This window comes from Pyrinomonas methylaliphatogenes, from assembly GCF_000820845.2.
GTDB classification, from domain to species: Bacteria; Acidobacteriota; Blastocatellia; order Pyrinomonadales; family Pyrinomonadaceae; genus Pyrinomonas; species Pyrinomonas methylaliphatogenes.
This window is the reverse complement of the sequence record NZ_CBXV010000002.1, coordinates 193,582-206,959: the sequence shown is the minus strand read 5'-3', so window position 1 is coordinate 206,959 and position 13,378 is coordinate 193,582. Positions and strand designations below refer to the sequence as shown.

9 protein-coding genes are annotated in these 13,378 nt (G+C 60.2%); 5 read left to right on the top strand and 4 right to left on the bottom strand.

The annotated features are described in order from the left end of the window. Nucleotides 1-352: 352 nt before the first annotated feature. The 3 genes from PYK22_RS02550 to PYK22_RS02540 all read left to right on the top strand — a co-directional run bounded on the left by PYK22_RS02550 (nt 353) and on the right by PYK22_RS02540 (nt 4,279). Nucleotides 353-2,869 carry an OPT family oligopeptide transporter gene (locus PYK22_RS02550; RefSeq protein WP_083437543.1) on the top strand — a complete coding sequence of 839 codons (2,517 nt, stop codon included), beginning with the start codon at nt 353-355 and terminating at the stop codon, nt 2,867-2,869. 9 nt (nt 2,870-2,878) lie between these two features. Continuing rightward, complete coding sequence (locus PYK22_RS02545) at nt 2,879-3,676, top strand: hypothetical protein (protein ID WP_041974013.1); 798 nt, start codon at nt 2,879-2,881, stop codon at nt 3,674-3,676. Nucleotides 3,677-3,835: 159 nt separating this feature from the next. Then, entirely contained in the window at nt 3,836-4,279 is a 444-nt protein-coding gene (locus PYK22_RS02540; protein ID WP_041974010.1) for a PilZ domain-containing protein, read from the top strand. 71 nt (nt 4,280-4,350) lie between these two features. On the opposite strand, the gene PYK22_RS02535 is transcribed toward PYK22_RS02540, so the two are convergent. The 4 genes from PYK22_RS02535 to PYK22_RS02520 all read right to left on the bottom strand — a co-directional run bounded on the left by PYK22_RS02535 (nt 4,351) and on the right by PYK22_RS02520 (nt 8,571). Next, on the bottom strand, nt 4,351-4,989 hold the full coding sequence (locus PYK22_RS02535; protein ID WP_041974008.1) for a carbohydrate-binding family 9-like protein: 639 nt from the start codon (nt 4,987-4,989) through the stop codon (nt 4,351-4,353). A 17-nt stretch (nt 4,990-5,006) separates the two neighbouring features. Continuing rightward, nucleotides 5,007-5,798 (bottom strand): SDR family oxidoreductase, encoded by a 792-nt coding sequence (locus PYK22_RS02530; RefSeq protein ID WP_041974005.1) that lies wholly within the window; start codon nt 5,796-5,798, stop codon nt 5,007-5,009. Nucleotides 5,799-5,851: 53 nt separating this feature from the next. Then, a complete protein-coding gene (locus tag PYK22_RS02525) occupies nt 5,852-6,415 on the bottom strand; it encodes an SLOG cluster 4 domain-containing protein (RefSeq protein WP_041974003.1) in 564 nt (187 codons plus the stop codon). 146 nt (nt 6,416-6,561) lie between these two features. Then, complete coding sequence (locus PYK22_RS02520) at nt 6,562-8,571, bottom strand: S9 family peptidase (protein ID WP_041974001.1); 2,010 nt, start codon at nt 8,569-8,571, stop codon at nt 6,562-6,564. A gap of 563 nt (nt 8,572-9,134) precedes the next feature. On the opposite strand from PYK22_RS02520, the gene PYK22_RS16255 reads away from it, so the two are divergent. Together PYK22_RS16255 and PYK22_RS16250 are read left to right on the top strand one after the other, a co-directional pair. After that, on the top strand, nt 9,135-11,123 hold the full coding sequence (locus PYK22_RS16255; RefSeq protein WP_060635254.1) for a diguanylate cyclase: 1,989 nt from the start codon (nt 9,135-9,137) through the stop codon (nt 11,121-11,123). Between the two features lie 132 nt (nt 11,124-11,255). Further along, nucleotides 11,256-13,280, top strand: coding sequence for an ATP-binding response regulator (locus tag PYK22_RS16250; RefSeq protein ID WP_083437542.1), 2,025 nt, complete (start codon nt 11,256-11,258; stop codon nt 13,278-13,280). Nucleotides 13,281-13,378 lie beyond the last annotated feature (98 nt).

Sequence of the window (13,378 nt, the reverse complement as noted above, 5' to 3'; positions counted from 1 at the left end):
GCGGACGTTCCTCACATGCCTGGGAGGACGGCGCGCGGCCGACTCCGAGCGCCATCTTGCGAGTCCATGCGGCCAGCTCCGGCATCTGAGGTTCACAATAGGTCCGAAGGGTTGTCATCTGATAGATGATCGCAGCGCGCAATCTCTCATAATCTGAGGTTCACAATACGAAGGGCCGTCAATATCGATCCTCGGTTGCGCGCGCTTTGCGGTCTCCTTCTCGCTTATGATTCACATGGAAATCTGTGCCGGATCGGTTGATTACAGCCTTGCTACGGATCGTCGAAGACGTGTAAAGTAGGCTCGCTCTCCCTAGATCCGCCTATCTTGAGATTTGGAGCGCACGCGAGATATGTCGAGCGAAACGGTTGGGTTACCGCAGGCCGAATATCCGGATGTCGTCGGCGCGAAAGAGGCGGGGCAGAGAACGCCGGCGGCGACTTTTCAGCCATACGTCGCGCCGGAGGTGGTGATACCGGAATTCACGCCGCTGCCGCTGATCGTTGGCACCATTTTAGGCATGATCTTCGGCGCTTCGTCGCTCTATCTGGTCTTGAAAGTCGGTTTGACGGTGAGCGCTTCGATTCCAGTGGCGGTCATCTCGATCACGCTCTTCAGCCTTTTGGCCAAACTCGGAGCGCGCAAGGCGACGATCCTCGAAAACAACATCGTGCAAACGGCCGGCTCGGCTGGGGAATCGATCGCCTTCGGCGTCGGCGTGACGATGCCCGCGATCATGATCTTGGGCTTCGATCTCGAATTGACGCGCGTCATGTTGGTCGCCGTGTTGGGCGGATTGTTGGGTATCCTGATGATGATACCGTTGCGGCGCGCGTTGATCGTACAGCAGCACGGCGTCCTCAAGTATCCGGAAGGCACGGCGTGCGCTGAGGTCTTGAAAGCAGGCGCCGCAGACACCGTCCCGCGCGCCGAGGAGCGTGCGGCGAATCGCTTGGGTGCCGCGACGATCTTCGCCGGATTCGGCATCGGCCTCGTTTACAAGACGCTGATGTCGGCCTTCAAAGGTTGGAAGGATGTGCCGGAAAAGGTCTTCGGCCCACCTTTCAAAGGCGGATCGGTCAGTTTGGAGATCTCGCCCGAGCTTTTGGGCGTCGGGTATATCATTGGCCCGCGAATCTCTTCGGTCATGGCGGCAGGCGGCGTGCTCGCCTATTTGGTCCTGATCCCGATGATTAAGCTCTTCGGTGAGTACGCTTCAGGCCCGATCCCGCCGGGGACCGTTCCCATCAGCGAGATGGAGCCGAACGATATCCGCGGCGCATACATCCTGTACATCGGCGCCGGAGCCGTCGCTGCCGGCGGGATCATCAGTCTGTTTCGCTCTCTGCCGACGATTTGGCATGGGTTGAAGGAGGGGTTGCGCGATTTTCGTCCCGGCAGCCAAGCGGCGGGTTCATCAGTGCCGCGCACGGAACGCGATCTTTCGATGAAGTTCGTTTTCGGCGGGATCATCGCGCTCATCATCGCGATCATCATCGCGCGCCCGCTCCATATGAATCTGCTCGGCGCGATTCTGATCATCGCTTTCGGCTTTCTCTTCGTCACGGTCTCTTCGCGTCTGACGGGCGAGATCGGTTCATCGGCGAACCCGATCTCGGGAATGACGGTTGCCACGCTCCTATTGACGTGTTTGATCTTTCTGATCGTCGGCTGGACCGGGCCGCAGTATTACGTCACAGCTTTGTCTGTTGGGGCCATCGTTTGCATCGCCGCTTCGAACGGCGGGACGACATCGCAGGATTTGAAGACTGGCTTTCTGATCGGAGCGACGCCGAAATATCAGCAGATCGCCATCCTCGTCGGCGCGCTCGCTTCAGCTCTGATCCTCGGCCCGATCCTCATCCGCTTGAACGACAACGGGACGGTTTATGTGCCGCGGGTGACGCTCGAGCCGTTCACGCAGGGTGTTACCGCGGTCGAGCCGCAGAGATTGCCGGAACTTCCGCTTTATGCGGAGCGGATCGGCGTCTCCGGCGAATATCGCGTGCTCGCCGTGCGACCGGACGCGCCGGTTGCTGGGCTTACGCCGGGCGAGTATCTTGTGGACCAGTCCGGTCGCGTCGTCTATAAGATCCAGCGAAACTTCCCAGCCGAGCTTCGCGCCGATGTCTCGAAGCTATCGGAGCGAGAGCGGATCAAGGGACCGCAAGCGCGGTCGGATGCGCGCGAGTATTTCGTTTGGCACAAAACGGATGCGACGCTCGGACCAGCCGGAAAATATCTGGTCGATGATCATGGCGTGCCGGTCTACTACGTCGATCCGGGCGTCAACGGCACGCATAAGGTCCGCCCCGATGGCACCCCCGTGACGAAATTCGATGCCCCGAAAGCGACGCTCATGTCATACATCATCAAGGGCGTGCTCGATCGGCAGTTGCCTTGGGGATTGGTCCTGCTCGGTGTGATGATCGCCGTGGTGTTCGAGCTATCCGGGATCCCTTCGCTCGCCTTCGCCGTCGGCGTCTATCTGCCGCTTTCCACTTCGGCGCCGCTCTTCGTCGGAGGCATGATACGTTGGCTCGTCGATCGCAGTTTGCGCCGCCGTGAAGAGTACAGGCGATTGACGGAGGAAGAGTTCGCCGCCGAAGCCGATAGGAGTCCGGGTGTGTTGCTGGCTTCGGGATATATCGCTGGCGGCGCTGTGACCGGCATCATCATCGCTTTTATGGCCGGCCCCTTGGAGAGGCAGTATAAGATGATCACGGAGTGGGCTAGGGCCAATAATCCGTTCTTTGAGGGGCCATATGCCGATGGGCTCGCCTTGATACCTTTCTTGGCGCTCGTGCTTCTGCTCTATCTGGTCGGGCGCGGTCGTTTGTTGAGCGCCGAGCGGAGCGGTCAACCGTGAGGGGGACTTATGTTCGATCTTCGGCGGACGAGACGTTTCGTTGCGGTATTGATCATCGTTTGTGGGTTCGCTTCGAGCACATGTGCCGCTTATCGGCGCGATGGGGGCGATCCGTCTCAAGCCTCAAAACGCGGCCCTTCTGAAACGGTGCGCGAATTCTATCGCGCGTTACATGAGCGTCGGTTCCGCGATGCGTTTGCCATCTCGATCTATCAACCGGCCATCGCCGGTTTGAGCGATGAGGAATTTGCCGATCTTCGCCCGGACTTCGAACGGATCGCCGCCGCGGTGCCGGAAAATTTCGAGATCGTCGGCGAACAGATAAGCGGCGATGGGGCGACGGTCTTCATCCGCTTGAGCGATGACAAGACCGCTCCGCCCGAATCGGTCGCCCTCTTGCGCGCGGGAAGCGGTTGGATCGTCGGCGATCGGCAGAGTCGCGATCTGGTCCTGAAGCGAGGCAAAGACTTCTTCTTTCAGGCGCGGATCGACGCCCATCACAACGAAGTGCAAGCGATGTTGCAACGTATCGCCGCTGCTCAATTGATCTACAGCGCGCGCAACGATGGACGGTTCGCCGATCTGGCGACCTTGATCAAAGAAGGGTTGGTCCCGAAAGATATCGAAACGCCTGACTCGACCGGCTATCGTTTTCATATCGCGCTCGCCAGCGACAAACGCAGCTACGCCGTGCGCGCCGAACCGGCGCGTTATGGGCGAACCGGTCGCCTCTCCTTCTACATGGACCGAAATGGGATCAAGAGCAAAGATACGGGAGGGCGTCCGCTCGCGGAGAACGAAAAGTGATCGGCTCCGCGCATTCGGTTGAGCGCTTGAGCCAATCTTCACTGAACGGCGGTCAGAGTAAGGCGGAATGACGGGCGCCGAAGGGAATCGGCCTTGATAAAGCGGAGCTGTCGATCAGCGTTCTAGCATCATTTGGCTCGAACTGGTCCGACGGAGAGAATGCCAGAACTTTTACGTTCAATCGCCGCGCGGTTACGCCGACTGATCGGCAATCGGCGCCGCGCGCCGCGCTATCGCGTGCGCTTGCCTTTCACCGTCACGTTGCCGGATGCTCCGCCGCTCGTTCCCGGTTCGCGCCGCCCGGTTTCAGTCGATGGACATACGCGCGACATAAGCGCGAGCGGGTTGGCGTTGATCGTCCCCACCATACGGATCGGCGACCGTTATTTGACGGGACATGACCGTTTGCAAGTCGCTTTGGAATTGCCGACTGGACCGGTGCAAATCATCGCCTTGCCGGTACGTTATGAACCGCTCGAAGAGGATGATGAAGATGCGGGATTCCTCATCGGCGTGCGCATCGGCGAGATGGGCGAAGTGGATCGCGCGCGTTACTTGAAATATCTCGACCGGTTGAGGCGCGAGAAGAGATGGCGCGCGTAATTGGGCTTGGGTGGCAGTGATCCTCGCCCGCCGCTCGTTTCGCTTGCCGGGGGATAGTTCGGGGCGGAAAATCAATCGCCGAAAACGAGACGCCCGAAAGCTTCCGGGACGTGAAAATTCGGTTGCGGTGTGCGCGTCGGGCTCCAGGCGAGATAGCCGCGATCCGGACCGGCGCCGATGCAACGAAAAAGATTGACGCGCCAGAACTCGCCCGCACGAGGCTTCCGACCGAAAGCGTGCCAAGGCAGGCGCATTGCGATTCTAACCCTTTCATGTTCTATGGATGCGGCGACGCACATCCCTGAAGCGTAATCCCAATCCGTTTTGCGCCCTTCGGGGCGCCATTCGATGGCGAGGTCGAGCCATTCGCCCGTCGGCGCCGCTTCGAATTCGAAATAGCGTTCCGGTCGTTCCGCATCGGGGGCGATGAATATTTCGCAGACATCGCGTTCCCACAGTCCGAGGCTCTTCTTTTGCGTTTGCGGCGCATCGTTGACGACCAGCGCTTCGTGTTGGCGGCCAACGAAGAGGACGTGCAGCGCCTCGCTCGACCAGAGCACGCGCGCTTCAGCTTGCCGCCTCAGAGGCGCAGGCTCGCCGGACCAGTAGCGTTCGATCTTAATGGGCGAAGCTGTCGCCCAAGCCGCGTGATCAAGGGCGGTCCCGACATCGGTTTCAACTTTAGCGGCCCTTGCCAGTCGTTCGGACATGATCGGGATCGCGGGATCTAAAAGATCCCGCGGACGTATCCCCCATCGACCTGTAAGGTGACGCCGGTGATGTAAGAGGCCCGTTCCGACGCGAGGAAGACGGCGGCGGCAGCGATCTCTTCCGGCTGTCCCATCCGTTTCATCGGCGTCTGTTCGGCCCATTGAGCGAGGATCTCTTCTTTAGTCTTCCCGAGCTTCTGGGCGCGCGCTTCGGCCAGTTCGGTTTGTCGCTCGGTTAAGGTATATCCCGGCGCGATGTTATTGACCGTGATCCCATCGGCGGCGACTTCCGCTGAGAGCGTTTTGGCCCATCCCGTCAGAGCGGCGCGCGTCGTGTTCGAAAGGATCAGCCCTTCGATCGGCTGTTTGGCCGAGACGGATGTGATGTTAATGATACGGCCCCAACGATTTCGGCGCATCTCGGGGATGACCAGTCGCGCGAGCCTGATGGCCGATAGGGTGTTCAGCTCGAAAGCGCGACGATACATCTCCAGATCTGCCTCATCGAAAGTCGAAGCGGGCGGTCCGCCTGCGTTCGTTACGCAGATGTCTACGCGCCCGGCTTGATTCAGAACTTCCGCGACGAAGCGTTCGATCTCTTGTTCGCTCGTCACGTTAGCGCGTATGCCTGTGACTTCGACGCCGACCTCGGCGCGGATCCTGTAAGCGGCTTCGATGATGTTCTCGGCGCTGCGCGAGCAGATGAAGACGCGCGCGCCTTCGCGCGCCAATTCGCGCGCGATGGCAAACCCTATGCCTCGACTGGCGGCGGTGACGATCGCGACGCGATCCGTGATGCCTAAATCCATCTCCCTTCTCCCCCAAAGATCATTTCCGCTTTCGAAGGCTTGTCATCGCTGCCTCAGCCGCCGCGCTCTTCGTAAGCTTTGAGGCAAGCGGCGAGCAAGAAGTTCGGCTCATCGGCCAAAAGGAGCTGCGCCGTGCTTCTTTTGGGAAAAGCTTCGAGCAACTGCGAAGCGCAGTCGGCGACACCTCCCGTGCCCGTCAAGCAGCCGATGATGCGCCCTTCGTCGTAGGCGATCGTAAATTCATTCAGCGAGCCGATCGAACCGCCGACGAAGATCGCTATGTCGCACGAGCGGACGAGCACGACGTTTCTCCCCTTAAGGCCAAATCCCGTGTAGATGATCACGTCGCAGGCGTCGAGCGGCAATCCATACGCTTTGACGTGTTCATCCCGATTGGCGGCTGGCGAGATGCCGATATGGAACGCCCCGGCGGCCTTTGCCGCTCGCCCGACGAGATACGGGATGCCGGTTGTCGCTCCCGTAAGAAGCACGGCGCGCCGCGCGGCGATCGCTTGACCTAGCGCTTCGCCTTTCGCTTCGAGCGATGCGCGCCCTTCTGTGGGCAAGGTGTCAGCGGCTGAGCCCATGACGCCGATTTTGATCTTCCCGCAGTTCATCGGTCCAAACGAAAGCGACCATCAAGCCATCGGTCCACCCGAAAATGAGAGCGTCCCCGAGCTTGACTCCCTCTCCGGCTCGAAGAGCCGTGTCTTCCGGCGCGTTAAGCCTCGGGATGTCGCGGCTGGCTCGATCAGAATTAGGATCACTTCTTCCGATATCTTTCAAACCAGCCGCGCAGATAGAGTATCTGCCAAAGGCGATTCGATGGATGGCGCGGTCCCAACGGCGCGTTAAACCCGTGATACTCGTCATTCAGACGCACCATCACCGTATCGACCTTGCGCATTTTGAGCGCGCGATAGAACTGCTCGGTCTGCTCCATCGGCGTGCGCAGGTCCAGTTCGCCGGTCAACAGCATGGTCGGCGTTTTGACGTTCCCGACGTAAGCCAGCGGCGAACGTCGCAGATGTTCCTGCGGATCTTCCCACGGGAACTTCTTGAAGTTGTAATACCACATCGCGCTATCGGTCGTGCCGACGAAGCTGTACCAATTGACCACCGGTTTCATCGAAACCGCCGCGGCGAAGCGATCCGTGTGGCCGACGATCCAAGCCGTCAGAACGCCGCCGCCCGATCCGCCGCAGACGAACAGGTTCCTCTCGTCAATATAGCCCCGCTTGATCGCTTCATCAACGCCGCGCATGAGGTCTACGTAATCGTCGCCGGGATAGTTGTTCTTGATCGCGTTGCCGAACGTTTGCCCGTATCCGGTCGAGCCGCGCGGATTGACATAGAGGACGACGTATCCTTCAGCGGCGTGATTCTGGAATTCGAAGTTGAATCCGACGCCGTACATAGCGTGCGGACCGCCGTGGATGTAGAGGATGAGCGGATACTTCTTGTGCGGATCGAAATCGGGCGGTTTGACGATCCAGCCCTGGATCTTGAAGCCGCCGACCGAGTCATACCAGATCTCTTCGACCTCGCCCAGTTTGCGCCCGGCCAACAGATCATCATTGACGAACGTCACGCGCCGCGGCGTCGGTTGCTTTAGGCTGAAGACGACGACATCTGGCGGTTGCTGCGGCCCGGTGAGTATGCCGACGACGGTCCCATCTTTGCCGATCGCGGTCACCGATAGCTGATGGTTGCCTTGTGTGATCTGGCGCGGCGCGCCGCCTGTGGCGGAGATGAACCAAAGGTTATTCGTGCCGCGATCTTCGGTGGTGAAGTAGATCCCGCTTCCATCGGGGGCCCAGAAGAGTTCTTCGGGCGAGCGGTCGAAATCTGGCGTCAAGACCTTCTTGTTGTTGCCGTCGGCATCCATCAGGTAGAGTTTTGAGACGATGTACGTGTCATCCGTCTGATCGTATCCGGTGTAGGCGATCAAACGCCCGTCGGGAGAGACGGTCGGATTCACGTCTGGACCATCGCGGTCGGTCAGTTGCTGTATCCGTCCAGTGCGGAGCGAAAGCTTGTAGATCTCCGTCCCATTGCGCAGGTACTCGGCATCGGGCTTGCGTACGGCGCTGAAGACGAGCGTGTCGGAATCGGGCATCCACTCGGGAGCGCCGTGATTGTAATCGCCATCGGTCACCTGTCGAGGCGTGCCGCCGTCGGCAGAGACGATGAAGATGTGCATGAAGCCTTCTGGCCGATAGCCGGCTCCGTCGGCGCGGTAGTTCAATCGGTCGATGACGCGCGGCGGATCGATCCATTTCGCGCCGTTCGGTTTAGGCGGCGGCTTCACCGTGAAGGAGTTGGTCGCCGGAACGATCATGTTGAAGGCGATCTTTTTCCCATCGGGCGACCAGCGTATGTTCGATGGTGAGCGCTCCAGATGTGTGATCTGCGTCGTATCGCCCGTATCCAGCCAACGGACGAAGATCTGCGCTCCGGAAGGCTGGCCCGGAGCGATGAAGGCGATGCGCGTGCCATCAGGCGACCATTGGGCCTGTGATCCTTTGACGAGGAAGCGATTGCGGCTGCCATCGACATTCATGATCCAGATCTCGTCCTCGTATTTATCGTTGACCTTATCGGTCCAGCGGCGCGTGTAGACGATTTGGCGTCCATCGGGCGATAGTTGCGGTGAGGCGACGTATTCCCAATCGAGGAAAAGATCGAGCGTTAGACGATCCTTCTGGGCGAAGCCGCTCGCGGCGCATAGGATGATGAGCGCGAGCGAGACGAGAAGTCCCTTCCTTTCCATTCTCCACTCCCTCAGATTGTTCGGGTTGGCAAAGCGAGAGCACGCTCCATACATCGAGTTCGCGTGAGCGCGTGCGGAATCATAATCCCATACGCCCATCTTTGTTAATCCGCGAACGGCGGTCGATTGTTTTGACCTCTGTCGGTCAGTTTGAATCGGTCAAGCTGATCGAAGGCCGCGGAGGGCGCTTCCGCTGAAGGCCCGATGGCGCGAGTCAAGCCTTTCCATTTCATCAGTTTAGATCAGCCGCTTGGCGTTTCGAGTGGACGTGGCACGGGGCTTGTTTATCGAGTGAAGCGCAGCTCATCGCGGATTCGCCGCACGGAGTCCGCGATGAGTCGCGAGGCGAAGATGAGATAGATCGTGGACACGCGACGCGAGACCGCGGCGACGATCGTCCGCTGTGCTCACCCTGTCCGTCGCAGGCCGAGTGCCCCATGGGCCTGCCGCTTGCCCCGGTCCGTCGCTGAAAACGAAAGCGCCAGTGCCCCACGCTAGAGTTTTTGGCGACGGACCTCGTTTTATTCGCGGCCTTGGGTCGCTTTCTTGGGAGAAGAGTTGAGATGACCTCACGATCTCGGACGGAACAGAACGAATCGGAGAAAGAAGCGATTTTCGAACGGATCTTCGGAGAACGAGAGCGCGTCGAGCGGAACCCACAACGCCTCATGGCGGCGGGCGCGCTCGCCATCTTGCTCGCGACCTGTGGCGTCATTGCCGCAGTGCGAAGCGCTCTTCATCCAGACGTTTCACACCTGATCCTCGTCGGAGCGATCTCGGTCGCGGTCGGATCGGGTTACTGGGCGAATCGAAAGCGCTCGCGCGAGATGGTCCAGAGCGCGATGGCTCTTCACCGCTTACATCTAGCCACGCTCGAAGCGCTCGCTGCCGCAGTCGATGCCAAAGATCAGATGACGCACAACCACGTCAGGCGCGTGCAGATCTATGCGACCGGCGTCGGCGAAGTTTTGGGTCTGTCGAGACGCGAGATCGAAGCTCTCCGGGCCGGAGCGTTGCTTCACGATATCGGCAAGCTCGCGGTTCCGGACCACATTCTGAACAAGCCTGAAAGTCTGACCATCGCCGAGTTTGAGAAGATGAAGGCGCACGCCATCATCGGAGCCAAGCTTCTCGAGAGCATAAAGTTCCCGTATCCGGTCGTGCCGATCGTGCGCCATCATCATGAACGTTGGGATGGGAGCGGATATCCGGACGGATTGCGCGGCGAGGAGATACCGTTGACGGCGCGCATCCTCGCCGTCGCCGAATGTTTCGACGCTTTGCGCGAGAATCGCCCTTACCGTCGCGGCAAATCGCGCAAAGAGGCGTGCGAGTTCCTGCGTCAACACGCCGGAAGCCATTTCGATCCGCGCGTGGTCGAAGTCTTCTTGCACCATTTGCCGCGTTTCGAAAGTCAGATCGCCGCACTGGGCCTCGAGGTATCCGATCAGCAGGGAGCGAAACTCGGCGACTATGAGACGCCGAGCCATCTCGATGAGATACGCCGCGCGCATCGCGAAGTTTACGCTCTGTATGAGATCGCCAGATCATTCGGCTCGTCTTTGCGCGTAGAAGATACGGCGGCGATCATCGCGCGCAAGGTCGAGCAGGTCATCCCTTTCGATACGTGCGTCGTCTATCTCTACAGCGATGAAGATGGATACGCCCGCGCCGTTCACGCTGTCGGGCGAAACGCCGAAAAGGTCGTCGGGCGGTGTGTTGCGCCTGGCGAAGGGGTGATCGGTTTCGTGCTCTCCAACGGGTTGAAAGTAATTGAGCTCGATCCGATGCTCGATTTCGCCGGGATCGAACTCGAAGCGGGCGAAGAATACCGTTCGGCCATCGCGCTGCCGCTCGCCAAAGGCGAGCGGCTTTTTGGCGTGCTGGCCGTCTATTCTTTCGAATCGAAGCGATACACGGAAGATCATCAGCGCTTGCTCGATACGGTTGCCCGTCTGGCTTCGGATGCTCTCGCCAACGCCATCCATCATGCGGAGGCTGAGTCGAACGCGCTGACCGATGCGCTGACGGGCTTGCCCAATAGACGCGCTTTGCAATTGCGCTTCGAAGAAGAAGCGGCGCGGACGCGCCGCACGGGGCGCCCGTTTCAACTCATCATGCTCGATCTAGATGATTTCAAGCGGGTCAACGATACGTTTGGTCACAAGATCGGCGACCAACTGCTGCGTGAGGTGGCCCGGCGTTTGCAGACGCAGTTGCGCGACTATGACTTTCTGGCGCGGTACGCGGGCGATGAATTCGTCGCTCTGGTTCACGATCTGACGGCCTCTCAGGTTGAGGAGTTGCGCGCGCGCATCGAGCGAACGATCGAATCCTTCTCTTTGCACGTGCGCGACAATCAACGCGCGCGCGTCGGCATCAGCATCGGAGCCGCAAGTTATGGAGCGGATGGCGAGACGCTCGATCAACTTATCGTCGCCGCCGATCGCCAGATGTATGAGGTCAAGTTCGCGCGCAAACGTGAGGCCGAGCGGGATCAAACTGACGGGAAGGTCGTCATCAATTCGCTTTCATCGGCTTCCGTCAATTGAGAGGATGATCTTGACACGAGAAGGCCGCTTCGCTTTCAATCCAACTAGATGCGACGTCGGGTCGGAGAACGGGGCCGACCGCGCGCAAGGTGAAGGCTTGCGCTTCGACATCAATCAAGCTTGGGTGAAAGCATGGCAAGCAGGTCAACCCGCCGCAGCGAGCGGGCGACGGTGCTCATCGTTGAGCCGGATGTCAATATTCGTCGCCACCTACAACGTGCGCTCGGTGGCGGCGGCTATCGCGTTCTTACGGCTTCGGATGCGCTTTCCGCGCTCAGGCTTTTACATCAAGAGGACTGTGACTTAATCATCCTTGAGGCGGAGCTGCCGGGAGTCGGTGGCCTCGCTCTGTGCCGTTTATTACGGGCGCAAACGATGGCTCGACGCATACCCATCATGATCTTATCCGCAGAGGGGGAGGCGGATCATAAGGTCGCCGCTTTCTCCGCTGGGGCTGATGATTATCTAGTCAAACCGATCGCCGCGCGTGAGTTGGTATCCCGCGTCGAAGCGCACATCGAAGCTGCGCAACGCGAGCGCGAGCTCGTCGGCACCAATCGCGAGCTGAGTTTCTTGGCCGATCTCGGACGCGGGCTGCTTTACGCGCTCGAACCCGAGCAGGTCGTGCGCCGCGTGGCGGGGGCGGCCTATGAGGGAACGAACGCCGATCTGTGCGCGGTCTTCGCTCTGCATGGTAATGGGGTTATGTGCGTGTTCGACCGCGAAGGGATCGCGCGCGAAGACGATACGTTACTTCACCGGGAGCGACTGCAAGCGTGGCTCGAACGCTCGCCCGCCACCTCGATACGCCTCGAAAAGCGCGGGCGTTTCTTCCTTCGAGATGAGGGGCATAAGGTCGAATACATCGCTCCGCTCCGCTTCGGCAGCCGCAGCGTAGGCGCGCTCATCGTCGCCTTCGACCGCCCTCGGATGCTCGGCGAGAGCGAAGCGCGGCTCGTCGATGCGGCGGCGCAACTGGCCGCTTTGGCTTTCCGCATCGCCACGCTTTATGCCACGGCGCGAGATTCATCTGCCGATTTGGCGCGCGCGGTCGCGGAACGGACCGCCGAAGCCGAAGCGCAACGGCGCTTCACGGAAGCGATCGTGGACAATCTGCCGCTTTCGCTCTACGTGGTCGATCGCGATCTGCGGATCGTCGCGTGGAATCGCACGCGGGAACTGGGCGGGCAAGGGATCCCGCGCGAAGAGGCTTTGGGAAGGAAGGTCTTCGATGTGTTAACCAGGCAACCGCGCGAAGTGCTGGAACGCGAATTCCGACACGTCTTCGAAACGGGCGAGGTCGTGCGCGTCGAACAGCAGACGGTCGCGCCCGATGGCACCAAGCGGCATTGGCTCGTCAGCAAAATCCCAATGCGCGTCGATGGCGAAGATATCTCGCACGTGATCGCGATCGGCGAAGACATTACGGCGCGCGTGGAGGCGAATCAAGCCGTCGCGCGCGCTGAAAAGCTCGCCGCGGTCGGACGTTTGGCCGCCGGCGTCGTGCATGAGATCAACAATCCGCTGGCGACTATCTCGGCCTGCGCCGAAGCTTTGGAGACGCGCGCCGCCGAAGGCGATTTCGGTAGTTCGCCCTCGGTCGCGGAGCTTCGCGAGTACCTCAATCTGATACGCAGCGAGGCTTTTCGCTGCAAGGCGATAACGAACGGGCTTCTCGACTTTGCGCGCGCGCGGGCGGGCGTGCGGGCGCCCGTTTCGGTCGCGTCGGTCATCAATTCGGCGGCTCGACTTGTGGCTCATCAACAGCGCGAGGCGAATGTCGAGATCGTCGTCGAGGCGGATGAGGACCTGCCGCTCGTTTCGGCTGATGAGGCGCAATTGCAACAGGCGATCATCGCTCTGGCGACCAATGCCGTCGATGCGATGCCCGAAGGGGGCGTTCTGCGTTTCGGCGCCCGGCATGAAGCGGGCTTGGTCGTCATCGAGGTGAGCGATACGGGGGTGGGGATCCCGCCGGAGATCATGCCGCGGATCTTCGATCCGTTCTTCACGACCAAAGAGGTCGGGCGCGGCACGGGATTGGGACTGGCCGTCTGTTACGGCATCGTGACAGATCACGGCGGAAAGATCAGCGTCGAATCGAACGTCGGGCGGGGCAGCACTTTCAAAATCTCGCTCCCCGCGCTCGCGAATTGAAAATTCGGATGAAGCTTCGTCGGGTTTTGTGGTATAAAGCCGAAAGGCTCGAAGAAGAGCGCCCCCGCTTCGAGCGCGAAACGTCCTGCCCCGTCAAC